This window comes from Aeromonas lacus, assembly GCF_000764665.1.
GTDB lineage: Bacteria > Pseudomonadota > Gammaproteobacteria > Enterobacterales > Aeromonadaceae > Aeromonas > Aeromonas lacus.
The window spans coordinates 1-25,477 of record NZ_JRGM01000153.1 but is presented as its reverse complement, the minus strand read 5'-3'; the positions used below and the strand labels follow the sequence as shown (position 1 = coordinate 25,477).

Below are 25,477 nucleotides of genomic sequence, written 5' to 3'. Positions count from 1 at the left end.
CTGCTCTGCTCTGCTCTGCTCTGCTCTGCTCTGCTCTGCTCTGCTCTGCTCTGCTCTGCTCTGCTCTGCTCTGCTCTGCTCTGCTCTGCTCTGCAATGAGTGATGGCAGATCACGGAAACAAAAAAAGCGCCCTGAGGCGCTTTTTTATATCAACCGGATGATCAGGCTTTGAACTTGCTGAACACCAGGGAGGCGTTGGTACCGCCAAAGCCGAAGCTGTTGGACATGACGGTGTTGAGATCAGCCTCTTCGTACTCGCGCACGATGGGCAGACCTTCCGCTTTCTCGTCCAGAGTCTCGATGTTGATGCTGGGGGCGATAAAGCCGTGCTCCATCATCAGCAGGGAGTAGACAGCCTCGTGCACGCCGGCAGCGCCCAGCGCATGACCGGTCATCGCCTTGGTGGCGGAGATCTTGGGACCGTTGGCGCCAAACAGAGTCTGGATGGCTTCCAGCTCCTTGGTATCGCCAACCGGGGTGGAGGTACCGTGGGTGTTGATGTAATCAACCTTGCCAACCCCCTGCATTGCCATCTTCATGCAACGCACCGCGCCTTCACCGCTCGGGGCAACCATGTCATAGCCATCGGAGGTGGCACCGTAACCGGTCAGCTCAGCATAGATGTGAGCACCACGGGCCAGAGCATGTTCCAGCTCCTCAACCACCAGGATACCGCCACCACCGGAGATAACGAAACCATCGCGGTTCGCATCATAGGTACGGGACGCTTGTTCCGGCGTGTCGTTGTACTTGGTAGAGAGCGCGCCCATGGCGTCAAACTGGATGGTAGAGGACCAGTCCAGCTCCTCACCGCCACCAGCGAAGACCACATCCTGTTTACCAAGCTGGATCAGCTCCAGCGCGTGACCGATGCAGTGAGCAGAGGTTGCGCAGGCGGAGCTGATGGAGTAGTTGACCCCCTTGATCTGGAACGGAGTCGCCAGACAGGCAGAGGTGGTGGAAGACATGGTACGCGGCACCATGTAAGGGCCCACACGCTTGACCCCTTTCTCACGGGCGATGTCAACAGATTCCGAGGTATTCTTGCCGGAAGCACCACCAGAGCCGACCACCAGGCCGGTACGCTCGTTGGAGACCTGCTCTTGCGCCAGACCGGCATCTTCAATGGCCTGCTGCATGGAGAGGTAGGCGTAGGCCGCAGCGTCACCCATGAAACGCATGACTTTACGGTCGATCAGTTCAGACGGCTCGAGTTTGATATTACCCCAGACACGGCTGCGCAGGTTGTGCTGCTCGAACTGCTCGGAATAGGTGATGCCGGATTTACCTGCTTTCAGGGAGGCCAGCACTTCTTCCTTGTTGTTGCCGATACTGGAGATGACGCCGATACCGGTGATCACTGCTCTTCTCATTAATTCATCTCGTCTGGAAAAACTGGCGCCAAGTTTACCCGCTTTCGGCTGCCAAACTGGTCTGCTTTCACGTAGAATGCCCGCGTTTTTGTGACGCGAGCCGAGGAAAACGTGAGTCAAACATCCTTACATCATGCCCGATTGGACTGGAACGAGGCGGGAACTCCAGTCTCCAGTGAGTTCGGGGATGTGTACTTTTCCAATGATAACGGTCTAGCTGAAACGCGCTATGTCTTTTTGCAGCAAAACCGGCTGCCAGCGCGATTTTTGCACCACGATCGTGACACTTTCGTGATAGGTGAGACAGGTTTCGGCACAGGTCTTAACTTTCTGGCGACAATGGCAGCCTTTCTGGAACAGGCGCCCCAAACCGGCAACGGCTCCCGCCTTCACTTCATCAGTTTCGAAAAATACCCCCTGACCCAGAGCGATCTGCGCAAGGCGCTGGCCGCATGGCCCGAGCTCTCTTCCTTGAGCCAGGCTCTCATCGAGCAGTGGCCCATTCCGGTGTCCGGCTGCCACCGCCTTATCTTTGCCGGTGGCCGGATCCGGCTCGATCTCTGGTTGGGCGATATCAAGGATATGATGCCGCAACTACCCCACCACGCAGAGGGATTGGTGGATGCCTGGTATCTGGATGGTTTTTCCCCCGCCAAAAACCCCGAGATGTGGACGCAAGCGTTGTTCGATGGTCTGGCTCGCCTTGCCCGTCCTGCCGCCACCATCGCCACATTCACCTGTGCCGGCTTCGTGCGCCGCGGTCTGATTGCTGCAGGCTTTGCCATGAAGAAAGTTAAGGGCCACGGCAGCAAGCGGGAGATGCTGGTAGGGGATCGCACCGACAAGCAGCCGCAGCACACCATCGCCCCCTGGTATGCCCGTCCTGTCGGACGCGCTGGCGAGGTGCTGATCATTGGCGGCGGCATCGCCTCGGTCATGACGGCGCTCTCTCTGGTAGAGCGGGGCCGCAAGGTGACCCTGCTGTGTGAAGATGACGAGCCAGCCAACGGTGCCTCAGGCAACCGGCAGGGAGCCCTCTATCCACTGCTTAACGGCGAGCACGATGCGCTGTCGCGTTTCTATTCGCTTGCCTTTGGCTATGCCCGCCACCGCCTGCTGGCACTGGCCGAGCGCCATCCAATCGCCTTTGCCCTGTGCGGGGTAACCCAGCTCGGTTATGACGACAAATCGGCAGCCAAGCTCGCGAAAATGAGTCAGGGCCCCTTCCCGTCCGAGCTGATGCAACCCGTCTCGACCGCGGAAGTAGAACAGGTCGTCGGCCTGCCCTGCGGCCACAGCGGCGTCAGCTACCCGCAGGGAGGCTGGCTCTGCCCGGCGGATCTCACTCGCGCCGCAATCAAGGAAGCACAAGCCATCGGGCTGCTGGAGGTGGTGTTCAACACCGAGGTGGTTGCCATTGCCAAACAGATGGATGGCTGGCAGGTCGAGAGCCGTGACGGACGCCGCTGGCAAGCCCCCAATCTGGTGGTTGCCGCCGGGCACAAGCTGCCTGCGATCATCCCCTTTGCCGAGCTGCCGCTCTATCCGGTGCGCGGTCAGGTGAGCCATGTGCCGACCTCGGCCAGCCTGAGCCGGCTCAATACCGTGCTCTGCTACGATGGCTACCTCACTCCGGCCCACAACGATCACCACTGCATCGGGGCCAGCTATGGCCGCAACCAGACCGATCTTGCGTTTCGCGCTGAGGAGCAGCTCCAGAACCAGGCGCGGCTGCAAGCCTGCCTGCCGGAGCAAAACTGGCCCTGCGAAGTGGATGTCAGTGACAATGAGGCACGGGTAGGCGTGCGCTGCGCCAGTCGGGATCACCTGCCGGTGGTGGGGCCAGTCGCCAGATTGGCAAGCCTGGCGGATCACTACGCCGGGCTGCACACCGATCAGCAGAATGCTGCCTCCCTGCCGTGCCACCCCGGCCTCTATGTGCTGGGGGCGCTGGGCTCACGGGGTCTCTGCTCGGCGCCACTTTGTGGCGAGCTGCTTGCCAGCGAGATCTCTGGCGATCCGCTGCCGCTGGCGGCCGATCTGCTGGAAGCGCTCCACCCGGCCCGCTACTGGGTACGCAAGCTGCTCAAGGGCAAAGCGCTGGCATAAAGCCAACGCCCCGAAATGACAAGGCCGCCCACAGGGGCGGCCTTTCTCTATGTGATGTGCATATCTTGATTAACTGGACTACTTGGGCCAGTGGACTCCAAGTTGCTCGCCATAACGGGTTTGTCGCTGAAAATCGGCAATCCGGCTGCGGATCTTTACCAACTCTCCCTGCCCCGCAGCCCAAGCTGCATAACGCAGAGCCTGACAGTCGCTGTGAGCAGGCAAATCAGCAATGGCGCCGCCAACCTGATTGGCACCTTGCTGAACCATCTCCTTGAAGCGGGACTCGTAGTCGAACATGCTGGCCAGCAAGCGAGCCCAGCGCTGGCGCGCCGGATCGGCCGCGTTGTTCTTCCCTTCACCACTACTTTCACTCTGGCGCCAGCGGGGCAATTCAACCGTCGCACGGGTGGTGACGGTGACTCTGCTCAGCTGGCAGAGCCCCTGCAGCTGATCGGTCTCCAGTTGCCAATCGAGCTGATAACTCGCCTTGCCGAGCACGGGTTTGCCGTTCACCTTGGGGGCACTCTGGGCTATGGCCCGGGCCAGTTGATCTGGCTGGGCAGCACTTACCTCATAAAAACGAACATTGATACGGGACTCGGGGACCACTTGCGGCCTGATTGGCTGCGCCTGACTCGCCAGGGGCAGCAGCAGCGCCGCAACCCCCACTACCACTCCATAGAACTTGCTGACCATGCCAGACTACCTTCCTTGATTGCACGGGCGAAGTACCGACCTTGGGGAAACGCGCCGCCACACAGATAACGTCTATAGCCTATGTGTGCCAAAGATATGGCGCAACACAATGATGGGCCAGAAATCAGAGCCCGCTCACAGGTTCCGTGAGCAGAGTATGGCACAAGGCCAAATCTGTATTTTTATTGGGCAGAGCGACTGATGCGCAGCCAGTTGAGGTGATAGTTTTTCACATTGATGTCGTGACCATCTATCTGAATGAACTGATCATTTTTAAGACGGTTGGCAAAAAAGTCCTGATCTGCCCCCTCTTTCAGCCACAGCTCGCAAAGCCCCCGTTTTCCCTCCCCGGGATAGAACCGGGGGATCACCAGTACCGCCACACCGTCCACCCTGATGCCATTGCGGTTCATGCACTCCCCCTCACTCATGCGCGATGCCAGCGCGGCATAGCGGGGAACCTGCCCTCTGGCCACCACCACCACACCGTAGGAGTGGGCAGCCATCAATCGCCGCATGGCGACCGCCTGATGGGGGCCGGTCTGATGAAATCCATCGTTCTTCATGGCAACGGCCGGCAGCGGCAGCAACATCCAGCAAAGGAGCCATATCCAGCGTTTAACACCTGACAAACGACGAAAAACCATACAAAAGCCTCAAAAGAAAACCTGAGGGCGGCAAGGCTATTACGTCAAAAATTCAGGGTAAAGCACCTTTACCCTTCTTTAATTCTGCAAAACTGGCCAAACGTTGATTGGGTTCACACTGCATCGAGTTTCATATCGCCAAATTACCTCTATAGGAATAGACTCCGAACCCCTCTTGTTTAATGGAATGGAATAGATGCTGGAACTCATCATCGGCACCCTGGTCACTCTGGTGGTCGGGCGCGCCATCTTCAAAGGATACTCAGCGACAGGCGTGTTGCTGAGCGGCGGCTTGCTGCTGCTGGTCGTCACTGCCCTGATGGGCAAGCCGGTGCTGCCGAGCAAGGTAACAAGCACCGGTTATATCGCCACCGATATCTTCGAATATGTCCGCTTCCTGCTCAACGATCGTGGCGGTGGATTGGGGATGCTGATCATGGTGCTGTGCGGCTTCGCTGGCTACATGAGCCACATCGGTGCCAACACCATTCTGGTCAAGCTGGCCAGCAAACCGCTTGGCATCATCAAATCCCCCTATATCCTGCTGGTTGCCGCCTATCTGGTGGCCTGTGCCATGTCGCTGGCGGTCAGCTCCGCCACCGGTCTTGGCGTGCTGCTGATGGCAACCCTGTTCCCGCTGATGGTCAACATGGGGATCTCTCGTGGTGCCGCGGCCGCCGTATGTGCCTCACCGGCCGCCATCATTCTGGCACCGACCTCGGGTGACGTGGTGATGGCCGCCCAGGCTGCCAACATGCCGCTGCTGGACTTTGCCTTCAAGCTGACCCTGCCTATCTCGCTGGTAGCCATCGCCTGCATGGCGGTGACCCACTTCTTCTGGCAGCGCTACCTCGACCAGAAATCCGGCGAACACAACGAGCCGGTGGCGCCGAGCGACCTCATCACCACGGCGCCCGGCTTCTACGCCATTCTCCCCTTCACACCCATCATCGGGGTGCTGGTGTTTGACGGCAAATGGGGCCCGCAGCTCGATATCGTCACCATCATCGTCATGTGCATGGTGCTGGCCAGCCTGCTGGAGCTGGTACGCCTGCGCAACGGCAAGGAGCTGCTGGATGGCCTGCAGGTCTGCTGGCGCAACATGGCCGACGCCTTTGCCGGCGTCGTCATGCTGCTGGTCGGTGCCGGTGTCTTCGCCCAGGGTCTGATGACCATCGGCTTTATCGACACCCTGCTGGCTCACGCCCAGGATCTGGGCTCGGGCGGCATGATCATGATGCTGTCACTGGTGGTGATCACCACCCTGGCCGCCTTCACCACCGGCTCGGGCAACGCCCCCTTCTACGCCTTCGTGGAGCTGATCCCCAATCTGGCCACCAGCCTTGGCATCAACCCGGCCTATCTGGTGATCCCCATGCTGCAAGCCTCCAACCTGGGTCGCACCATTTCACCGGTCTCCGGTGTCGTGGTCGCCTGTGCGGGGATGGGCAAACTCTCGCCGTTCGAAGTGGTCAAACGCACTTCGCTGCCAGTGGCCGTCGGCCTGCTGGTGGTGATCGTCGCCACCCAGATCATGGTTCCGGCCTGATCGCTGACCAGCCCGGTCTGCGCCGGGCTGGTATCTTTCCCCCCCTTTGCAGTAGACTCGGTGCTCATTTCCCCTAAGGAGGACCGAGATGAGTATTACGGTTCAACTTGCCCATTTCAGTGATTGCCACTCCCACTTCGATGGCGCGCCGATAAGCTTCACCCCCGCCGGAGAGTCCCAGTGGCGCACCCAGTGTGGCGGTTATGCCCGGATCCTGACCCGCCTGACCCAACTGCGCGCGCAAGCGGCCGCAGCGGGTCGCGGCTGCCTCTTCCTGCATGGCGGCGACTCCTTTCAGGGCTCCCTCTATTTCAACCGGTTCAAGGGGCGGGCGAACGCCGACCTGCTCGCCATGCTGGCCCCCGATGCCATGGTGATCGGCAACCACGAATTCGATCTGGGCAACGGCCCGCTGGTGGAGTTTCTGCGCCAGCTCGATTTTCCGGTGCTCGCGGCCAATCTGGACAACAGTCAGGAACCGGCCGATACGCCTCTTCGCCTGTGGGATATCCCCCACCTCTACGACGCTCATCAGCCCTGGCATCGCCGGGTCATCGACGGCGTGCCCTTTGCACTGCTCGGGATCACGCTGGCCCAGATGGCCGCCATCGCCAATCCGGATCCCCACACCCGCTTCCACGGGGTGAACGAAACCCTGACCCGGGTCATTCGCGAGATCAAGGGCGAAGGGATCCACCATATCGTGCTGCTGAGCCACCTCGGGCTGGATCAGGACAAGCTGCTGGCCGAGCGCTTCCCCGAGATCAGTCTCATTGTTGGCGGTCATACCCACAGCCTGCTGGGCGATCTTGCGCCGCTGGGCCTGCCAAGCGAAGGGGATTATCCCCTGATGCGCAATGGCGTAGCCATCATGCACGCGGGCCACAGTGCTCTCTGCCTTGGCGTCTGCGAGCTCACCTTCGATGAAGCTGGCCGCGTGGTAGATAGCCACGGCCAGCTGGAGTGGCTCCCCTGGCAACCCTGGCCGTTCAGCTCCACGCCGCCAGCCGGACTCACTTTCTGCGAGCCGGATGCCAGGCTGGAGCAGCATCTGGCCAAGCGCTACCGGCCGGAGATCGAGACCATGACCCAGCGCATCGTCACCAGACTCGATACCCCGCTACCCCATCAGCGCCTGCCCGATGCCAACCTGCCTCACGGCAGCCATGTCGCACCGCTGGTGGCCCATGCCATGCTGATGGCGGCCCGAGAACAGGTGGGCGAGGTCGATTTTGCCCTGCACAACGCCGGTGGCGTGCGCTGCTCGCTGGAGCCAGGCCCCTTGAGTGAGGCCGATATTGCCGGTCGCCTGCTGCCCTTCGCGATTCCCCTCACCCTCTATCGGGTACACGGCCACGAGCTGGCGGAAGCGCTGGAGAATGCCATCGACAACGCCACCAATAATGGCGTGATCGGTAATGGCAACGGCAGCTTCCCCTACACCGCCGGTGTGCGCTTCACCTATCAGGCCGATCGGCCGAAAGGTCAGCGTATTACCCGTCTGGAGTGGGAACCGGCGCCGGACAGCTGGCAACCGGTGAAGTCCGACCAGGTTTATCGCGGGGTATCGAGCGCCTACACCGCATCTGGCAAGGAGGGCTACACCGCGCTGACTCGCACCCTGACCCAGCACAATCAGGAGCTTGGCATCACGCTAGCCGATGCCTTTATCCGCTGGGCCCGCCATCAACCCTCCCTGCGGGCCATGCCGCCGCGGATCGAGTACCTGCCGTAAAGGCCCATCGATGTGCCTGTCTGCATTCATGCTGGGCAGATAGGCCCTTTTCGTCTCTGAAACCGCTCTTTTTCGACAATATTTGCCCCGGATGGGCCTGCACCATTGCATCATCCGCGCTGGCTCGGCAAGATAGGCCCGCTTTCAAGACCAGCTTCAGGAACAGGCGATTTAATGAATCACTCCATCCGTTTCACTCCCCCACGCGTCAATCCGGCCATCAAGCCCACCGCCATCTTGCTGACCGCTTTGCTGGCGCTGCTCTTCTGCCTGCGCAACCCGCTCGTTCATGCCATGGCGCCAGGGTTTGACGCCTCGCTCTTTGCCGTCATGGGCAAAATGTGGAGTGAAGGGGGAGTGCTCTATCGCGACATGATCGACATCAAGGGGCCGATGATCTTCGCCCTTGATGCACTGGGGTATGGTCTGGGTGGATTTGTCGGGATCTGGGCGCTGGAATGGGTTCTCTGCTGGCTCGGGCTGATGGCCAGCTGGCAGGCTTTCTCCCAGCTTGGCCTCTCGGTCAGGGCGCGCCTTGGCGCCATGCTGGCACTGCTGGCCCTCTATGGTACCCGTTACTACTACGGCAACATGACCGAGGACTGGACCTTCCACCTCGCTCTCATCGCCCAGTGGGCCTTCATCACCCTGCTGCTGGACAAGGGCTTTCGCTGGTGGCCTGCGCTGGTGGCGGCCCTCACCTTTGCCATCGTTGCCTGGATGCGTACCAACAACGGTGCCTTCTGGGGCGCCTGGTATCTGGTGCTGTTCTGCCACTGGTGCCTGCACGAGAAGTGGCGTGACGCCATCCTGCTGCTCATCTCCAGCCTGCTCGGTCTGGCGTTGATTGGCGGCCCACTTTACGGCTACTTCCAGCAGCATGATCTGCTGGCGGCCTTCAAATACTACGCCTTCGACATCTTCTTCGAGGGGAGCTACGGCAACGGCTTCTCCCCCATGGTGGGTGCCGTCGGCTTGCTGCGCACCGGTCTGGTGATGCTGCTGCCTCCTTTCATCCTGCTGATGCTGAGCCGCCGTCAGGAGTGGTATCTGCCCGCCCTGCTGGCGACCCTCTTTGGCGTACTGTTTACCCTGATCGCCAACTCGGTCTCAGGCCATGTGTTCGATCACTACGATGTGCTCTATCTGCAACTGGCTCTGCTGCCGCTGGCGGTACTGCTGGATCGCAGCGAGCAGAAGGCCGATGCCCTCGGCCTGCTCTGCATCTCGCTGGTGGTGCTGACTGCCAGCTGGCTGCTGGCCCAGCAGCTGGTCTTCGGCTGGAGCACCAAGGAGTGGTCCCTCGAGCGGGTTAACGAGGTGCTCGGCACCAGTCTGCTGTGGGCCCTGCCGGTACTCATTCTGATACCCCTGTGGCGCGCCTGGGATGTGCGCAGCGCCACCCCCTGGCTGGCGACGCTGGCCATGCTGCTGCTGATGATCAACAACGCCTGGGAAGGCACGATCAAGGGGCGTCCCTTCAACCCGGCCGCACAGGTGCGGGTCGATCGCATCAAGGCCGAGACCAGCCCGACCGACAAGATCTGGGTCGATGGTATCCAGCCGCAATATTATCTCTGGACCGATCGTCAGCCGGCCTCTGCCTATCTCTTCTTTGCCAACGTCAACCCGCCCTATGACGTGCGGGCTCGGGTGCTGGCGGACATCCAGCGCCAGAACCCCAAATTCATCATCGCCAAGCCGGATCGGGTCAGCGAGGAGCTGAAAAAGCCGAGCTCGCCCTCCCATCTCGCCTTCTATCAATACCTGACCAGCCACTATGAAGAGGCGGATCCGGGTCTCTATCGTCGCCGCTAACCAGCGCAGAGACGCAAAGGGCGGCCATTTGGCCGCCCTTTTTCCATCCCCTCACTCCTCACCGGTAGGCAAGCAGGCCCACGATGACTACAATGACCCCCTTTTGGATGTAACGGGTGACAGACATGGCGGAACTGACCTATCTCGGGGGCTATCCCGAACCGCTCAAGGCACAGGTGCAACAGCTGATCGCGGCAGGAAAACTTGGCGACATGCTGGCCAAGCGCTATCCGGAGAGCCACCAGATCCAGAGCGACAAGGCGCTGCTCGCCTACACCATGGAGCTGAAAAACCGCTACCTCAAAAGCTCTGCCCCCCTGTCAAAGGTGGTGTTTGACGGCAAGATCAACGTCATCAAGGATGCCCTCGGCCTGCACACCTACATCAGCCGGGTACAGGGCAACAAGCTCAAGGCCAAGAACGAGATCCGCATCGCCGCCCTGTTCAAGGAGGCACCCGCCCCCTTTCTCAAGATGATCGTCGCGCACGAGCTGGCCCACATCAAAGAGAAGGATCACAACAAGAGTTTCTATCAGCTCTGCCAGCATATGGAGCCCGACTATCATCAACTGGAGTTTGATCTGAGGCTCTGGCTCACCTGGCGCGACATCGACAAGGCCAACCGCTAGGTTGACAGTGGTTTCAAGGAGGAAACATGTCATTTGCCGCTATCCCCTTTAGCGCCCCGCACTTTATCGCCAATGTGGTCATTGCCAATTTGTGCCGCGCTGCCCGTCCCCGGTGCATGTCACGCGGACTGCTGGCTCTGCTCGCACTCTGCTCTTTCTTCTCACACGGGGCAGAGCGCTGGCAGAGCGACAGCTATCTCACCGAGAGTTTTATGGCCATCGCCATGGAGCGGGAGTATCACGAAACCGCTCACCCGCGCTTCACCCGCTGGCAACAACCGGTGCGATTGCAGCTCATCAACGAGTCGGGGGACAAACCGCTGCAGGCGGAGGTGGTCAAGGTACAAGCCGCCCACCTCGCCCGCATCACCGGCCACCCTATCAGCATGGTGACCAGCAAGCCCAACCTCACCCTCATCATGACCGACTACCAGCGGATGAAGGGTTGGGCCAAGCGCACCATGGGCAACGCACCTTCGGTCAATGCCGCGCTCAAGGAGGGGCTCTGCATCGGCCACTTTGCTACCAACAAGCAGCACGAGATCAGCCGCGCTACCATCATCATTCCGGTGGACTACAGCCGCGCCAAGGGGCGCTTTCTCGACTGCGTAGTAGAGGAATTTACCCAGGTGATGGGGCTGCCCAACGACTCGGACAAAGTCTTCCCCTCCATCTTCAACGACAACAGCATCGACAGCTTCCTGACCGGCCTCGACTATGTGCTGCTCAAGCTCGCCTACCACCCGGCCCTCAAGGCGGGGATGAGCAGCGACGAAGTTCGGGCAGCCCTGCCGCTTGCCATCAGGGATCTGCGCGCCAAAGGCGAGATCAGCGAGGCCAACCGCCGCGTTCAGCAGCAGAGCCTCAAAAGCTGGACAGGGCTCTGACTATCAGCCAGTACCAAGCGTCAACTCGGAAAGCATCAGCTCCGGCTCGCCCTTCGTCATGCACCAAAACAAAAACGCAGCCAATAGGCTGCGTTTTTGCTCTCAAATCCACCAGTGGCAAGCCTCTTCAGGAAGCCAGACTCTCTTCCGGCATCCAGCTATCCGCGTTTTCCCACACCTCCTGCACCATGGCCTCGGCAAGCTCCTTGTCCTCCTTGCTGGCGCGGCTGACGGTCAGGGACATGCTGCTGCCGGGGGCAACCCGCACATGGAGATCGGGGAACTTCTCGCCCAGCTGCTTGAGCAGCTCCTGGCGCAGCGCTTCCATGGTGGAGGTCGGGATCTGATGTTTTTTGTCGATGATGATTTCCAGACGCATAGGATACTTCTCCATGATGAATGACTGTATTTTTATACAGTATTTTTGAAAAGTAAAGTACCCGACAGAGAAAGAGGCAAATGGCCCCTAAAAAAGATCGAGCTGCTGGCCGCAGATCCGCTCGAACGACTCACCGACAAAGGGGAGGATCGCATCGGCAATGGGTTTAAGCTGCTTGTCTATATAGTGTTCGTAATCGATGGGGGTACGCCGGTACTCCAACGGTTCGGGGCCATTAAGGGTCATCAGATAGGCGATGGTGCCCCTGTGCTGGTAGCGCTGGGGCAGGCCGCGGCGCAGGTTCTCCTCATCCGCCAGGCGCGCCGCCCGCACATGAGGTGGCACATTCTTCTGATACTCCTCGAGCTTCTGGCGCAGTCGCTTGCGATAGACCAGCAGCTCGTCATGCTGGCCTGCCCGGGTTTCATCCACCATGGTGCGTACATAGCTGCCGGGATCCTGGTCGTGAAACACCATCTCGTAGAGGCGGGTCTGAAACACCTTGGCAAGGGGCGTCCAGTCGGTACGCACCGATTCAAGCCCCTTGAACACCAGTTGCTCTTCTGCCCCCGCCTCCTTGCCTGCCACCAGCCCGGCATAGCGCTTCTTGCTCCCCTTCTCCAGCCCGCGAATGGTAGGCATCAGAAAGCGGCGATAGTGGGTCTCGTACTGGATCTCCAGATAGCTCGGCAGGTTGAACTCGCGCTTGATCAGCGCAGCCCAGTTGTCGTTGATCATATTGGCCAGTCGCCGGCCAATCCCGTCCGCCTGTTCGGGACTGGTCTCCTTGCCAAGGTGCACGAAGGTGGAGTCGGTGTCGCCATAGATCACCTCGAAGCCCTCCCCTTCGATCCACTCCCGGGTCTGCTGCATGATACCGTGGCCGCGCAAGGTGATGGAGGAGGCAAGTCTCGGGTCGTAGAAGCGGCAGCCCCCCGAGCCCAGCACCCCGTAGAAGGAGTTCATGATGATCTTGATGGCCTGGGAGAGCGCCTTGTTGCTGGCGGCCTTGGCCCGATCTCGCGCCGCCCACAGGGTGGCGATGAGATCCGGCAGGAAGTGCCGTTCGCGGGAGAAGAGGGCGCCGCGAAAGCCCGGAATGGCGTGGTCGGGATGCTGCAAACCCTCGATGAGCCCCATGGGGTCGATGCAAAAGGTGCGGATGATGCTGGGATAGAGGCTTTTGAAGTCGAGCACCAGCACGTGGCGATAGAGACCGGGTTTGGAGTCCATCACGTAGCCGCCGGGACTTGCCAGCCCACCGTCGGCCGGCAGATTGGGGGCCACGTAGCCGCCGCGATGCAACCGCGGCAGGTAGAGGTTGGTAAACGCCGCCACCGAGCCCCCGACCCGGTCCAGCTCAAGGCCCGTGAGGGAGGCACGCTCGATGGCAAAGGGGATGAGGTGGCAGAAATCGAAGATCTCCCACACCAGCTTGCAATCTTCCAGGTTGTAGCGGGCCAGCGCCTCCTTGTCGGAGTGGAACAGCTCGGTGATCTTCTCCCCCCGGTTAGCCACATCCTCGATATCCTTGCCACGGCCGAGCAGTTCGCTCGCCACCGCATCCAGGCTGTAGCTCGGGAACTGCCACGTGGCGCTTTTGAGGGTGTCGATGCCGTCCAGCACCATGCGCCCGGGAATGATGACGCTGCCGCTCTGGGGGTCGTTGCGGGATGACCGCCAGAAGCAAAGCTCGTGGCCGCGCCCCAGCCGCAGCCGCCGCTTGTTGAGCTCGGCGCGGCGCAGCAGCAGGCGAAAGTCGAAGTTAACCACGTTCCAGCCGATGACCAGATCCGGGTCGTACCGTGCAAACCAGCGCTCCAGCGCACTCAGCAGGGCGCTCTCGTCCGCCACCCACTCGACCTGGGTACCCCAGCTGTCGGCATCGGCCTCAGGCGTACCGATCATGATGACCCGCGCATCCTGTTCGCTGTAGAGCCCCACCGAGAAGAGGGCGCCGTCCATGGCGCACTCCACGTCGAGGGATACCCAGGATAGGGTCGGTGTCACCGCCTGCGGTGCGCAACGTGCCTCGTTCACTTCCCAGTAGCCGTGCTTGCCCCCTTTCTTGAGTATGCGCCCCTCGAAGCGCACGCCGGCGGTGATGAAACGCTCCATCAAGTAGCGCTCCGGCAGCCTGATATCCGCTTCGAAGTGCTCCAGACCGCGAATAAGCAGCAGCTCGATGGCGCGGTGAAAGGCGCTCAGGGTGGTAAAGTAGCAGCCCACCACGGCGCGGCCGTCGAAGGTGTGCATCGGCAAGCGGCGAAACCGCCCGCTCACCCCGGCCCCCTTGAACAGCTCGGCGGCTTCTTCCATATGGCTCTGTGGCAAAAAGAAGACCGGCTCCTGCCCCGGCACTACCACCCGCACCGGTCCCTGCTCGCTCCAGAGCCACATCACGATCTCGGTGTGTTCGCCATGTCCGTTGCGGCCGCGCACATCCCGTCCGTGACGGGTCAGAATAAAGCCGTCGCGTGGCGGAGTAACGGGTGGGATGGACGGGTGATCGGTCATGCAAGTCATCGGGATCAACATGGAGATGGGAGTATTGTACGTTCATACAGTGCTTTGCTGCAATTGCCACGCCAGCCGCCATGGCCTAACCAAGCTGCGAGAGGAGCCGCAAACTGGTAAGCTCGGCCAGAGTGGCAGCTAATGCCGGTGGCGGCTGTATTGGCGATGCCATTCATCCCCCCACTCTTCACCCGATATCAGGAGGTCATGTGGCGCTCTACTCTCTGCTGGATCAGCTGGCCATTCCCTATCAGCGCATCGATCACGCCCCCGTCTTCACCTGCGAGGAGGCCAGCCGTCTACTGCCCGACCTGCCTGCCGCCAAGAGCAAGAATCTCTTTTTGCGCGACCCGAAAAGCGAGCGGCTGTTTCTGGTGGTAACACCGGAGGAGAGCCGGGTCGATCTCAAGGCGCTGGCAACCGCCCTTGGCGTCAAGCGGCTGAGTTTTGGCTCGCCAGAGCGGCTGGAGGCGGTGCTTGGCCTCACCCCGGGTTCGGTCACCCTGCTCGCCATGGTGCGCGACAGGGAAAAAGCGGTAGAGCTGATAGTGGACGAGGCCATCTGGCAAGCGGAGCAGATGCAGTGTCATCCGCTGGTCAATACCGCCACCCTGATTATTCGCCTCGACGATGTGCGCCGCCTGCTGGCCCACCTCGGCCGGGAGGCCAATGTCATGACACTGCCGGTCGTGGCCGCTGATTGAATGGCAGGTGCAACCCCCACTGCACAGGAGCAGCCACTGCCGACCCGCTACGAATGCCGCCCGGCCCGCCTGGCCGATGCCGTCGCCTATCGCAACTATGTGGCCGAGTGTGCCGAAGCCGGATTGCCGCTCTATCAGGTCGCGCAATTTGATCCGGACAGCTGGCTACAAGCGCTGCTGGATCATGCCAAAGGGCATAACCTGCCAAGCGGCTATCCAACCACCACCACCTATTTTGCCCTCGATGCCGGAGAGATCCTCGCCACCTTGCGCCTGCGCCACGGTGACAATGAGGTCAGCCAACAGTGGCTGGGCCACATCGGTTACGAAACCCGCCCCTCCCGCCGTGGCGAAGGGGCTGCGAGCTTGCTGCTGGGCTGGGTACAGCAACACATTTTGAGCAAGCCGGCACTGGTCAGCTGTGACGAACAGAATCAGGCCTCCCGCAGGGTGATTGCGAAAGCAGGCGGAGTATGGCTGGAGCGGCGCTTTCATCCGGCAGATCGCTGCTGGTTGGCGATATACCGGATATTCCCCCTGCCCCTTCCGACACACCAAGCCCCAACATAACCAGCCCATAGCAATAAAAAGAGCGCCCCGAGGGCGCTCTGGTGGCGAGAGTGGCAAACCCTCAGTAGCTGTCTTCCTGCTCTGCCTTCATCCGTGCCTGACGGGCATAAGCTTCCTCTTCGGCACTGGCGATCTCGTCAAGCACGGCATCGAGATCGATGGCCTCCCGGCTCTCCTCGAACTGACCGGTCAGTTCGCTCTGGGGCGTGAGCTTGCCATCCTCGTAGAGGGCCCACATCTCTCTGGCATAGTTCGTTTTGAGCAGCTCGGGGGCATACATGCCGTAGTAGTTGCGCATGTTGTTGACGTCCCGTTCCAGCATGGCTCTGGCCTGATTGTTGGCGGCAGCATCCACCACCTGCGGCAGGTCGATGATCACGGGACCATACTCATCCACCAGTACGTTGAACTCGGAAAGATCGCCGTGAATAAGACCGGCGCAGAGCATGCGTACCACATAACCAATCACCTTGGCATGATCCGCCAGCGCCTGCTCATGGCTGAGAGCCACGTCGTTGAGGCGGGGTGCCACGTTGCCATCAGCATCGGTGACCAGCTCCATCAACAACACGCCATCGAGACAGACATAGGGCTTGGGCACCCGCACGCCCGCTGCCGCCAGCTTGAACAGGGCATCCACCTCGGTGCTCTGCCACACCTCTTCGTGCTGCTTGCGACCGTACTTGGAGCCCTTCTCCATGGCGCGGGCACTGCGGCTGTTGCGCACCCGGCGCCCCTCCTGATAGACCACCGCCTGCTTGAAGCTGCGCTTGGCAGCCTCCTTGTATACCTTGGCGCAGCGAGTTTCATCGCCACAGCGCACCACGTAGACATCGGCCTCTTTGCCGCTCATCAACCGGCTGATGACCTCGTCGACCAGGCCGTCATCAACCAGTGGTTGGATTCGATTTGGAACTTTCATGACCGCCCTTTCACTCTCTCTGCCCGTTGCAAAATTGTCTGCTGCACGTCCACCTGCCCATTTTTCTCTCCGGCACTCAGTTATCCACTGCCTGCCCGCTGTTTGTCCATCTCCCGGCACTGAAAATTCCCCTCCGGGCGTGCCACGGCAACAAAAATGGCCCGCAAGCGGGCCAGTTCAACTCAGGGCTCGGGGGGCAGTCCCTGACGGATCCGCTGGATCCCCGCCTCATAGAGGCCATCTGGCCCCTCCTGATGCTCCTGAGTTTCGAAAATCTTGAGAAACCACATGTACTGCTCGGGGTGGCGAGTCACCTGCTGTTCCACCATGCGGTTCATGGCGACCACATCCGCCATCGCATCCGCAGTGGGGTAAGGAGCGAACGGTGGTTCAATCTCCAGCAGATAGCAGCCGGCATCCTCGTCATAGCTGGCGAAGATGGGCACCGCCTTGGCGCCAGTCAGCTTCACCAGCTTGGGCAACGCCGGCAGGGTCGCCTTGGGATGGCCAAAGAAGGGGGCGAAGACGCTCGCTTCCCGACCATGATCCTGATCCGGCAGGTAGAAGAAGCTGGCCCCGCCGCGCACGGACTTGATCGCCGGCTTGATGCCGACACTGCGCTCATACACCTTGCCACCCTTGGATCGCTCACGGTTGATATACCAGTCGAACACCTCATCCTTGGCGCTCTTCATCATGGTGCACATGCTTATCCCCCGTAGCGGGAAGTAGCGCCCCAGCATGTCCACTGCCCAGGTGTGGGGAACGACCAGGATAACCGGTCGGCCAGCGGCCCGCTCCGCCTCGATATGCTCCCAGCCGCTCACCTTGATGTTGCGCAGCAGGTGTGCCGGGCTGCGCCAAGTCAGCTCGCCAAAACCCATAAAAGTCTTGAGGCCGACCCGAATCGATTTGAGCAGCAGGGCCGCGCGGGCCGCCTCATCCAGCTCGGGAAAACAGATCTTGAGGTTGGTATCGGCGATATAGGCCTGCTTTTTCGAGAAACGCAGCAGAGTGGGCGCCACCAGATTGGCAAAGCCGTCCCGCACGCGTGCCGGGATGAATGCAAGCAGGGAGAGCAAACCCAGTGCACACCAGCTGCCCCACCATTTGGGGTGGAGCAGACGGGGATGAAATGTGGTGTCAAATACCGGATCTAATGGGGACATGTCAGCCATCAAGTCATGAAAAACAAACGGTTATTGTAGTTATCCTGACATTTTTTTCTACCCTGAGCCCCTTGGCTCCCATTCACAGAGGTGATGGCCATCCCACTCGGGATCAAAAAATGGCCCTCTCGGGGCCATTTTTATCCGGCAGACAGCATGCGGCCGCCAGACTGTGCGCGATCAGGCGTAAGGAGAGAGCCCCTTACGAATGCGCTGGATCCCCGCCTCGTAGAGGCCATCCAGCCCCTCCTGCTCCTCGCGGGTATCGAAGATCTTGAGGAACCACATGTACTGGCCGGGATGACGGGTCAGCTGCTGCTGCACCGTGTCGTTCATCCGGCAGGTATCGGCCATCACATCCGCAGTGGGGTAATTATCGAACGGCGCTTCGATCTCCAACCGGTAGCAGTGATTCTCTTCGTCATAGCAGGCAAGCAGTGGCACCGCCTTGGCACCGCTCACTTCCACCAGCCGCGACAACGCGGGCAAGGTGGCTTTCGGGTGGCCAAAGAAGGGGGCGAAGATACTCTTTTCGCGACCGTGATCCTGATCCGGCAGATAGAAGAAGCTGCGACCGCTCTTGATGGTTCTGATCACCGCCTTGATGCCGGCGCTGCGCTCATAGACGCGGCAACCATTCTTGGCCCGCGCCCGGTTGAGGTGCCAGTCAAAGACCGGATTGCGCGCCCGTTTCATCATGGTGCACATGGGCACCCCACGCTGAGTGAAGCAGTAACCGGCGGCATCCACCGGCCAGGTGTGGGGCACCACCAGGATCACCGGCCGACCGGCCGCCTGCTCCGCCTCGATATGTTCCCAACCACTCACCTGCATCCGGCTCATCAGATAGCGCTGGCTGCGCATGGTGAACTCGCCAAACCCAAGCAGGCTCTTGAGTCCCACCCGGATCGAGGTCAGCGCGAGAGCGTCGCGCTCGGCCGGACTCTTGTCTGGAAAGCAGATCTCCAGATTGGTTCTGGCGATATAGAGCTGCTTTTTCGAGATGCGAAATACCAGCGGGGCCAGCCCCTCGGCCAGCCGGTCACGCAGACGCACCGGAACAAACGCGAGCGCCATCAGCACACCGAGTGCCAACCAGCTGAACCAGTAACGGGGATGAAGGAAACGAGCTTCAAAAGCGGGGTTGAACAGGGGATCTTGGGGGGACATGATTCACGGTTTACATCAAAAGGGTGGGCTATTGTAGTCGCCCTGACAGGTAATACCAGTTAAATCCGCTATATCACGCACGATAGGCAGATTCGTACGACAAAAGTGGCGTAAAGGTAAAAAAATGCCCCGCATGGCGGGGCATTTTACTTATTACACAACCAGGAGGGTGGCTCTTTGTCCATCCATCGTATGACTGGTCGTTTATCCCGTCGCTCTCCGAGCGCACTGCTTATCCATTTTCTGATGTCACATCTTTAAGATTTAACGATGAGCACCCTGGCGGGCAATGCCGTGGTTCATTTCGGTATCACGCTGCGGCAGAAAAAACATCAGGTAACGCAGTGCCACATAACCGACGATGACGGTGGCTACCCCCAGCTCGAAGTGTGCCAGCAGGCGGATCTGCTCGACATAGTGAGCGCTCTGCTCAAACCCTTCCACCAGATGAGCCACTTTGAACAGGGCGGTGGCACCGATCACCAGCGGGAAGGTGAAGGCGGCATAACCCGGTGAGAATGGCAGACGCAGCAGTTTGATGAAGGCCAGATAGATGATGCCAGTCATCAGGATCGCGATACCAAACAGCATGGCCACCAGCAGCAGGGAGGGATCCTGGCTGACAGTCAGGTAGCCGGCCAGCGAGAGGCTTGCCGGGGCCGCCAGAATGGCGATGGTCGGCTTGGCTGCATCCGGTACTTCGTGGCTGAAAATGAGGCGATAGAGCATCAGCGGCAACATCAGACCGTAGCAGATGACCCCGAACCAGAGCAGCACGTTGGCAAGCGGCGCAAACTGACCACCCGGGAAGGCGACGTCAGCCACGATGATCCCGACCGGCGGTACGAACCAGCTCGGCACCATGTGGTGGATCTCGAACTCTTTGGCGCGATGCCAGATAAAGGTAGCCAGGAACAACAGGTGAACGGCCACGGCAAACAGCCAGAGCGCTTCACCCGCTTGCGGAGCAAGCATGCCGAGCGCCTTGGAGACCACCATGGTACCCATGGCATAGGTCGGCACTACGCTACCGACTACCGGGTGAGCCAGATCCTGCATCAGCAGGTTCGGGTGGAACAAAAACTTGAAGGTCAGGATCACCAGCAGCACAGCGGCAATAGCGGCGCCCAGCAGCTGCATCCGTCCATCGAAGTGACCGGCATTCTCCCAACACCAACCGAGACTGGCAATGCCCAGCGCCAGACCCGCCATGGGGGTTGGAGCGGCAGCCAGGGATTTACGGGTTCTTGCGATCATGATGACACCTTTCTATTGATGACTATGGCGATAGGATAATGGCCCCTTATCGTTTACGATATCTAAATGAATTGAATCAATCATTCAGGATTACCAAACACGATGAAACTGACCCTGCAACAGCTGAAGGTGTTCGCCACCATCGCCCGCTACGGCAACCTTGGCCTGGCTGCCAACGAACTCTGTCTGAGCAAGGGGGCCGTCTCCCAGTCACTGCAGGAGTTGGAGCGCCAGCTCGCCACACCACTGTTTGATCGCATCCACCCCAGATTGCAGCTCAACAACGAGGGGCGCCTGCTACAACCTGCCGCTGAAGAGCTGCTGACCCGGATGCAGGATATCGAAAACCTGTTTCGTGCCGATGCCGAGCCGAGCGGCCAGCTGCGTCTTGGCGCCAGCCAGACCATCGGCAACTACCTGCTCCCCACCCTGCTCGCCACCAGCAAGCATGAGCTGGGGCTCCCCCCCAAGGTGACCATCAACAACACCCATCTGCTCTGCCACGCACTCGCCAACTTCGAGCTGGATATGGCGCTGATCGAGGGGGAAAACCACCATCCCGATCTCGTCACCGAACCCTGGCTGCAGGACGAGATGCTGGTGATCGCCCACCCTGATCACCCTCTGGCCAACCAGGTCGATCTCTCCCTCTCCCGACTGGGTGGTGAGACCTGGGTGCTGCGTGAACCCCAGTCCGGCAGCCGCGAACAGTTTATCCGCCAGATCCAGCCCGGCCTGCCCAACTGGCAAGCGGGCCTTGAGCTCAACACCCTGGAGTCCGTGATGCTGGCGGTTGAAAAGGGGCTTGGCATCTCTTTCATCTCCCGCCTTGCCGCCTCGGATCGCCTGGCAGATGGCCGTCTGCTCGCCCTGCCCCTCAGCCGTCGTTTCCCGCGCCAGCTCTCCCTTATCTGGCACAAGCAGAAGTACCACTCCGCTTCCCTGCGCCACTTTATCCACTTCTGCCGGGCTCAGCTGAACGATGCAGAGGTGATCAGCGCAGAGTAACGCTCGCTCAGAGCGCCGCTGGCAAACCAGCACGCCAATGACGGAAAAAGCAGAGAGGGAGCCGTGGCTCCCTCTCTATTTATCCTGAGAATCTGGTCTACGCCTGTTGCAGCGAACGCAACCAGCTGATCTCCTCGCCCCAGATGGACTCGTCGATAGTCTCGAGGATCAGCGGAATGCGATCGAAGCGATCATCATTCATGATGTGGTGGAACACCGCCTCCCCCAGATTCCCTTCTCGCAGGCTATGGTGGCGATCGACCCGGCTGCCGAAGGTGCACTTGGCGCCATTGATATGCATCCCCTTGAGATACTGAAAACCCACCGTGCGGTCGAACTCGGCAAAGACAGTGGCGCAAGAGTCTGCCGTGCGCAGATCGTAACCAGCCGCAAAGGCGTGACAGGTATCGAAGCAGATACCGACCCGACTCTTGTCCTCCACCCCCTCGATGATGGTGGCGAGGTGTTCGAACGACCAGCCGAGGTTGGTCCCCTGCCCGGCGGTGTTCTCAATGACCGCCGTTACCCCTTCACTGCGCTCCAGCGCCCAGTTGATGGATTCACTCACCAGCTTGAGGCTGGCCGCCTCAGGGATCTGCTTGAGATGGCTGCCGGGGTGAAAATTCAGATAACAGAGTCCCAGCTGCTCGCAACGCTTCATCTCGTCGAGAAACGCATCACGGGATTTGGCCAGACCATCGGGATCGGGATGACCCAGATTGATGAGGTAGCTGTCGTGAGGCAGGATCTGCTCCGGCAGAAAACCGGCCTTGTAGCAGGCCGCCTTGAAGGCGCGGATGGAGGCATCCGACAAGGGAGCCGCCTGCCACTGACGCTGATTCTTGGTAAAAAGCGCAAATGCGTTGGCACCGATGGCCTGGGCGCGGGCGATGCAGTTTTCCACCCCGCCAGATGCGCTGACGTGGGCTCCAATATATTTCATAACGTCTCCTCAGTGAGGCGCCATTATGCCGTCTCTCCCGACAGATGCCAAAACGCCGTGGTACTTTGCAACGCCCTCCCCGACACTCTCCCACGGAAAATGAACAGAATAGCGAGGCGATAATCCGCTCTGTTATTCAGTAGTGCTGGCAAACCGCTGGCGATAGTCGCTGGGCGTGGCGCCGAACCGGCGAACAAACGCCCGGCGGAAGCTGTCCAGACTGTCGTAACCCACCTTTCCCGCCAGCCGCTTCAGGGGCAGCTCGGTCTCCTCCAGCAGGCGGCGCGCCAGATCCAGCCGGGCCAGCTCCACAAACTCCCCCGGTGTCTGCCCCACTTCGCTTTTGAATACCCGGGCAAAGTTGCGCTCGCTCATGCCAACCAGCCCGGCCAGCGCTGCCACGGAGAGCGGCTTATCAAGATTGCTTTGGATATGTTCGATGGTGCTGTTGATAATCGACCGCTCTGACGACTGAGCGGCCAGATAGTGGCTGAACTGGGCCTGCCCTCCCGGCCGCTTGAAGAACATCACCAGCTCGCGCGCCACTTTCAGGGCAAGCTCTTTGCCGTGATCCTCCTCAACCATCGCCAGCGCGAGATCCATCCCGGCTGTCACACCGGCAGAGGTGTAGATGTTGCCATCCTTGATGTAGATGCTGTCCGATTCCAGCCGGATACCCGGATAGCGACGCGCCAGCCGGGCGCTGGACCGCCAGTGGGTCGTCACCCTGCGCCCTTCAAGCAGGCCGGCTGCCGCCAGCAAGAAAGCACCGCTGCAGACAGAACCAATGCGCCTGACCCGGTTGGATTGCTCCCGCAGCCACGCAAGCAACTCGCTGTCGGGGTTCAGCTCCTCGATGTAGGGGCTGCCCGCAATCAACAAGGTGTCGATCCGCCCCTTGTGCTCCCGATAAGAGGCCGATGAGTGCAACGGCAAGCCATTGCTTGCCTTGAGCAAACCGGCCTGCGTGCTGATCACCTCGATCCGGTAGGCACGCGGTTGTCCCAGCTGACGCGCAGCCTCGGCAAATACATCGGCGGGGCCTATTACATCCAGAAACTGAACTCGGGGAAACGCCATTATGGTGATGCGCATGGGCTCTCTGCTCCTGATTGCTGTTTCTGTCGAATGACTGTCTGCAATTGTCGTATATGTGCAATTTCGGACATTTTGATTTTGTCTGACAATGCTTCTCACAGCAACAACACCAGACAGCAACAACAGGAACAATCAACGATGAACACCACCAACACGCTCACCTTATCAACCACCGAGCTCGAGGTTTTACCCAAATCCTCCCTGCGCAATCTGCCGGTCAATCTGTTCGCCTCGGTCATGGGGCTATCCGGCCTCAGTCTGGCTTGGCGGCAGGCATACCATTATGTGGGAGGCTCTCTGCTGCCGGCAGAGGTGATCGGGGCGTTTGCCGTACTGATCTTCGCCGTGCTGACCCTGGCCTACGGGATCAAATGTGCACGCTATCCCGCGCTTTGCCGCGCCGAATTCAACCATCCGATAACCGGCAACTTTTTTGGCACCATTACCATCAGCATGATGCTGGTCTCGGCGGTGGTTGGCAGCCACTTTCCGCAGGCAGGCGAGACCCTCTGGAGCGCCGGTAGCCTGCTGACCCTGCTGCTCAGCGCTCTGCTGGTCTCCCGTCTGTTCAAGGGGGAGCAGGATCCGCAGCATGCACTGCCGGTCTGGTTGATCCCGGGCGTCGCATCGCTCGATATCGCGGTCACCGGCTCCTATATGCCCATGGCGTGGGCAAGCGAGCTCAATCTGGCTGGTATGGCCATCGGCGGCTTGCTGGCACTGGTCTTTATCATCATGATCTTCCAGCGTCTGATCCAGCAGGCATCGCTGGCAACCGCCATGACGCCCAGCATGATGATCCTGGTCGCACCGTTTGCCGTGGGTTTTCTGGCCTATACCAACTATTTTGGCACCATCGATCGCTTCGCCGGCATGCTCTACTACTTCGCCCTATTTCTGTTCGCCGTGGTCTCGTTCAAGGTGTTCCACATAAAGATGCGTTTTGCCATCTCCTGGTGGGCCATCAGCTTTCCGATGGCCGCCCTGAGCAATGCCGCGCTGAAATATGGTTACGTCCAGGAGGGGTTGCCGCTGCAACTGATCGCCATCGCTATCCTGCTCTTCTTGAGCCTGGCACTGGCCGTGCTGACCGTGAAAACCCTGTCATCCCTGCTCAAAGGACAACTGCTGGCAGGTTGAGGAGGAGTGTAATAACGCGGCTACTTATCCACTCGCTATTAGACCCAAACAGACAAAACAAAAGAGCCCCACGCTGGTGGGGCTCTTTTGTTGAAGGCTGGGAGACCCTGCAATGACAGGCTCCCTGATCAGACACAACACAAAGGCTGTGTTCCGGCCATCAGAAGGACATTTTGAATCCAACCCCTTGAAGGTAAAAACAGATCAAACAAGTAAGAGTAAAATCTCTATCTATCAATAACTAACAAAAACAGGCTGCAACACATCGAAACAGTTTGACCCATTTCATGACCCATATATGACCCATATATGACCCACGGATGACCCACCGTTTTCTGGCCTCAATTAGCCCCGAATACCAAAACCCGCCAATGGCGGGTTGAGTTAAGGGTTGTCACACTTCCTGTCTCACAGCCTCTTCACGAAGCCCTGCCAGAAAAAGCGACATCGTATGAGCTTCCTGAGGTGCCAGATCCAAACTCCCAAGATACCTCTCGAGCTCCTCCAGTATCGATTCCATGCAGTAGTCTCCTGCTTTTGCCCTTCGCCCTCACGACCGTAGGAAACCGAACAAAGGTACAATCTAACACCTTCAGGAAACACTGTGGACAGCACCAGAAGCTATCGAAAGGACAATAGAAATTGTTGCTTAACTCGTGTATGAGCCTACTACCTAGCGGAATATTGAAATCAACAAGGTGAGCCCAAATCCCAACAAACAGAGAAAGAACATCCACGACATGAAGGTTTCCAAGCTTTCTCTGTTGGATTTGCTAAAGCACCTGCACCTGAGAGCCGCCGGAATCAGGGCAATAGTGAAACTGAAACTTGCCACTTTCAGTGCGACAGCCATACAAATGATGGCCAGTAACAACCACATGGCGAACTCTCCGTGTGTATAGTTTGGTCATGGTCTGGGTCCTGTCGGTCATACCGTGCCGGGTGGTCGAGGTCCAGCAAGACTATGGTTAAAGCGAACCAACGAGTAATGTCACGCGACGACAACATTAGAACTAGTAAGGTTAAACTGACATTATATAATCTGCTAAAAAACAAGCGCATGCCCCTATTAATTTCACCATACACAAACCGTAGAATGGACTGACCCCGCCCCAGTAGACGGTCCGGCCCTAGAGTTGGACAGCCCCCGCTC

21 protein-coding genes are annotated in these 25,477 nt (G+C 59.6%); 10 read left to right on the top strand and 11 right to left on the bottom strand.

The features are described 5' to 3' along the window. Nucleotides 1–162: 162 nt before the first annotated feature. On the bottom strand, nucleotides 163–1,374 hold the full coding sequence (gene fabB, locus LG31_RS0117650) for a beta-ketoacyl-ACP synthase I (RefSeq protein WP_033115723.1): 1,212 nt from the start codon (nucleotides 1,372–1,374) through the stop codon (nucleotides 163–165). Nucleotides 1,375–1,464: 90 nt separating this feature from the next. On the opposite strand from fabB, the gene mnmC reads away from it, so the two are divergent. Then, entirely contained in the window at nucleotides 1,465–3,483 is a 2,019-nt protein-coding gene (gene mnmC, locus LG31_RS0117645; protein WP_193354235.1) for a bifunctional tRNA (5-methylaminomethyl-2-thiouridine)(34)-methyltransferase MnmC2/FAD-dependent 5-carboxymethylaminomethyl-2-thiouridine(34) oxidoreductase MnmC1, read from the top strand. A 78-nt stretch (nucleotides 3,484–3,561) separates the two neighbouring features. Here the strand turns inward: mnmC and LG31_RS0117640 are convergent, their stop codons facing one another. Then, complete coding sequence (locus LG31_RS0117640) at nucleotides 3,562–4,182, bottom strand: DUF922 domain-containing protein (RefSeq protein ID WP_033115721.1); 621 nt, start codon at nucleotides 4,180–4,182, stop codon at nucleotides 3,562–3,564. A gap of 182 nt (nucleotides 4,183–4,364) precedes the next feature. Next, nucleotides 4,365–4,775, bottom strand: a complete 411-nt coding sequence (locus tag LG31_RS0117635) for a hypothetical protein (RefSeq protein WP_231556912.1) — start codon at nucleotides 4,773–4,775, stop codon at nucleotides 4,365–4,367. Nucleotides 4,776–5,025: 250 nt separating this feature from the next. Here LG31_RS0117635 and dcuC point away from each other — a divergent pair, with 250 nt between their 5' ends. From dcuC to LG31_RS0117610, 5 genes are all read left to right on the top strand, one after another. Further along, nucleotides 5,026–6,378: an anaerobic C4-dicarboxylate transporter DcuC gene (dcuC, locus tag LG31_RS0117630; RefSeq protein WP_033115719.1), complete on the top strand. Its 1,353-nt coding sequence runs from the start codon at nucleotides 5,026–5,028 to the stop codon at nucleotides 6,376–6,378. Between the two features lie 88 nt (nucleotides 6,379–6,466). After that, on the top strand, nucleotides 6,467–8,113 hold the full coding sequence (locus LG31_RS0117625; protein WP_033115718.1) for a bifunctional metallophosphatase/5'-nucleotidase: 1,647 nt from the start codon (nucleotides 6,467–6,469) through the stop codon (nucleotides 8,111–8,113). A gap of 174 nt (nucleotides 8,114–8,287) precedes the next feature. After that, nucleotides 8,288–9,931, top strand: a complete 1,644-nt coding sequence (locus LG31_RS0117620) for a hypothetical protein (protein ID WP_033115717.1) — start codon at nucleotides 8,288–8,290, stop codon at nucleotides 9,929–9,931. Nucleotides 9,932–10,056: 125 nt separating this feature from the next. Further along, a complete protein-coding gene (locus LG31_RS0117615; RefSeq protein WP_033115716.1) occupies nucleotides 10,057–10,560 on the top strand; it encodes a M48 family metallopeptidase in 504 nt (167 codons plus the stop codon). Nucleotides 10,561–10,586: 26 nt separating this feature from the next. After that, nucleotides 10,587–11,447 carry a DUF2927 domain-containing protein gene (locus tag LG31_RS0117610; RefSeq protein WP_033115715.1) on the top strand — a complete coding sequence of 287 codons (861 nt, stop codon included), beginning with the start codon at nucleotides 10,587–10,589 and terminating at the stop codon, nucleotides 11,445–11,447. Between the two features lie 127 nt (nucleotides 11,448–11,574). On the opposite strand, the gene LG31_RS0117605 is transcribed toward LG31_RS0117610, so the two are convergent. Next, complete coding sequence (locus LG31_RS0117605; protein WP_033115714.1) at nucleotides 11,575–11,826, bottom strand: DinI family protein; 252 nt, start codon at nucleotides 11,824–11,826, stop codon at nucleotides 11,575–11,577. Nucleotides 11,827–11,913: 87 nt separating this feature from the next. Beyond that, the gene (locus LG31_RS0117600; protein ID WP_050513484.1) at nucleotides 11,914–14,352 is read right to left on the bottom strand and encodes a DNA polymerase II; all 2,439 of its coding nucleotides are present in this window, start codon (nucleotides 14,350–14,352) and stop codon (nucleotides 11,914–11,916) included. A gap of 200 nt (nucleotides 14,353–14,552) precedes the next feature. Between LG31_RS0117600 and LG31_RS0117595 the strand changes: the two genes are divergently transcribed. Continuing rightward, complete coding sequence (locus LG31_RS0117595) at nucleotides 14,553–15,047, top strand: prolyl-tRNA synthetase associated domain-containing protein (RefSeq protein ID WP_033115713.1); 495 nt, start codon at nucleotides 14,553–14,555, stop codon at nucleotides 15,045–15,047. Then, nucleotides 15,048–15,617, top strand: a complete 570-nt coding sequence (locus LG31_RS0117590) for a GNAT family N-acetyltransferase (RefSeq protein WP_050513483.1) — start codon at nucleotides 15,048–15,050, stop codon at nucleotides 15,615–15,617. Between the two features lie 61 nt (nucleotides 15,618–15,678). Here the strand turns inward: LG31_RS0117590 and LG31_RS0117585 are convergent, their stop codons facing one another. From LG31_RS0117585 to LG31_RS0117570, 4 genes are all read right to left on the bottom strand, one after another. Beyond that, nucleotides 15,679–16,539 (bottom strand): PA4780 family RIO1-like protein kinase, encoded by an 861-nt coding sequence (locus LG31_RS0117585; protein ID WP_033115712.1) that lies wholly within the window; start codon nucleotides 16,537–16,539, stop codon nucleotides 15,679–15,681. A 182-nt stretch (nucleotides 16,540–16,721) separates the two neighbouring features. After that, on the bottom strand, nucleotides 16,722–17,717 hold the full coding sequence (locus LG31_RS0117580; RefSeq protein WP_033115711.1) for an LpxL/LpxP family acyltransferase: 996 nt from the start codon (nucleotides 17,715–17,717) through the stop codon (nucleotides 16,722–16,724). A gap of 171 nt (nucleotides 17,718–17,888) precedes the next feature. Continuing rightward, on the bottom strand, nucleotides 17,889–18,878 hold the full coding sequence (gene lpxM / locus LG31_RS0117575) for a lauroyl-Kdo(2)-lipid IV(A) myristoyltransferase (RefSeq protein WP_033115710.1): 990 nt from the start codon (nucleotides 18,876–18,878) through the stop codon (nucleotides 17,889–17,891). Nucleotides 18,879–19,142: 264 nt separating this feature from the next. Continuing rightward, nucleotides 19,143–20,135: a TDT family transporter gene (locus LG31_RS0117570; RefSeq protein ID WP_033115709.1), complete on the bottom strand. Its 993-nt coding sequence runs from the start codon at nucleotides 20,133–20,135 to the stop codon at nucleotides 19,143–19,145. Nucleotides 20,136–20,237: 102 nt separating this feature from the next. Here LG31_RS0117570 and LG31_RS0117565 point away from each other — a divergent pair, with 102 nt between their 5' ends. Further along, nucleotides 20,238–21,143 (top strand): LysR substrate-binding domain-containing protein, encoded by a 906-nt coding sequence (locus LG31_RS0117565; RefSeq protein WP_033115708.1) that lies wholly within the window; start codon nucleotides 20,238–20,240, stop codon nucleotides 21,141–21,143. A gap of 97 nt (nucleotides 21,144–21,240) precedes the next feature. Here LG31_RS0117565 and nfo read toward each other — a convergent pair whose 3' ends face one another. Further along, the gene (gene nfo / locus LG31_RS0117560) at nucleotides 21,241–22,086 is read right to left on the bottom strand and encodes a deoxyribonuclease IV (RefSeq protein WP_033115707.1); all 846 of its coding nucleotides are present in this window, start codon (nucleotides 22,084–22,086) and stop codon (nucleotides 21,241–21,243) included. A gap of 132 nt (nucleotides 22,087–22,218) precedes the next feature. After that, nucleotides 22,219–23,181, bottom strand: coding sequence for a GlxA family transcriptional regulator (locus LG31_RS0117555; RefSeq protein ID WP_033115706.1), 963 nt, complete (start codon nucleotides 23,179–23,181; stop codon nucleotides 22,219–22,221). A 141-nt stretch (nucleotides 23,182–23,322) separates the two neighbouring features. Here LG31_RS0117555 and LG31_RS0117550 point away from each other — a divergent pair, with 141 nt between their 5' ends. Beyond that, nucleotides 23,323–24,324, top strand: a complete 1,002-nt coding sequence (locus LG31_RS0117550) for an SLAC1 anion channel family protein (protein WP_033115705.1) — start codon at nucleotides 23,323–23,325, stop codon at nucleotides 24,322–24,324. Nucleotides 24,325–25,477 lie beyond the last annotated feature (1,153 nt).

Excerpts from the sequence above, each read along its gene's own strand:
- LG31_RS0117585 (WP_033115712.1), bottom strand. The coding sequence starts at position 16,539 with ATGAAAGTTCCAAATCGAATCCAACCACTGGTTGATGACGGCCTGGTC.
- LG31_RS0117570 (WP_033115709.1), bottom strand. The coding sequence starts at position 20,135 with ATGATCGCAAGAACCCGTAAATCCCTGGCTGCCGCTCCAACCCCCATG.
- LG31_RS0117590 (WP_050513483.1), top strand. The coding sequence starts at position 15,048 with ATGGCAGGTGCAACCCCCACTGCACAGGAGCAGCCACTGCCGACCCGC.
- LG31_RS0117555 (WP_033115706.1), bottom strand. The coding sequence starts at position 23,181 with ATGCGCATCACCATAATGGCGTTTCCCCGAGTTCAGTTTCTGGATGTA.
- lpxM (WP_033115710.1), bottom strand. The coding sequence starts at position 18,878 with ATGTCCCCCCAAGATCCCCTGTTCAACCCCGCTTTTGAAGCTCGTTTC.
- LG31_RS0117580 (WP_033115711.1), bottom strand. The coding sequence starts at position 17,717 with ATGGCTGACATGTCCCCATTAGATCCGGTATTTGACACCACATTTCAT.
- LG31_RS0117620 (WP_033115717.1), top strand. The coding sequence starts at position 8,288 with ATGAATCACTCCATCCGTTTCACTCCCCCACGCGTCAATCCGGCCATC.
- LG31_RS0117565 (WP_033115708.1), top strand. The coding sequence starts at position 20,238 with ATGAAACTGACCCTGCAACAGCTGAAGGTGTTCGCCACCATCGCCCGC.
- LG31_RS0117605 (WP_033115714.1), bottom strand. The coding sequence starts at position 11,826 with ATGCGTCTGGAAATCATCATCGACAAAAAACATCAGATCCCGACCTCC.
- LG31_RS0117640 (WP_033115721.1), bottom strand. The coding sequence starts at position 4,182 with ATGGTCAGCAAGTTCTATGGAGTGGTAGTGGGGGTTGCGGCGCTGCTG.
- dcuC (WP_033115719.1), top strand. The coding sequence starts at position 5,026 with ATGCTGGAACTCATCATCGGCACCCTGGTCACTCTGGTGGTCGGGCGC.
- LG31_RS0117625 (WP_033115718.1), top strand. The coding sequence starts at position 6,467 with ATGAGTATTACGGTTCAACTTGCCCATTTCAGTGATTGCCACTCCCAC.
- nfo (WP_033115707.1), bottom strand. The coding sequence starts at position 22,086 with ATGAAATATATTGGAGCCCACGTCAGCGCATCTGGCGGGGTGGAAAAC.
- LG31_RS0117635 (WP_231556912.1), bottom strand. The coding sequence starts at position 4,775 with ATGTTGCTGCCGCTGCCGGCCGTTGCCATGAAGAACGATGGATTTCAT.
- LG31_RS0117550 (WP_033115705.1), top strand. The coding sequence starts at position 23,323 with ATGAACACCACCAACACGCTCACCTTATCAACCACCGAGCTCGAGGTT.
- LG31_RS0117600 (WP_050513484.1), bottom strand. The coding sequence starts at position 14,352 with ATGACTTGCATGACCGATCACCCGTCCATCCCACCCGTTACTCCGCCA.
- LG31_RS0117610 (WP_033115715.1), top strand. The coding sequence starts at position 10,587 with ATGTCATTTGCCGCTATCCCCTTTAGCGCCCCGCACTTTATCGCCAAT.
- fabB (WP_033115723.1), bottom strand. The coding sequence starts at position 1,374 with ATGAGAAGAGCAGTGATCACCGGTATCGGCGTCATCTCCAGTATCGGC.
- LG31_RS0117615 (WP_033115716.1), top strand. The coding sequence starts at position 10,057 with ATGGCGGAACTGACCTATCTCGGGGGCTATCCCGAACCGCTCAAGGCA.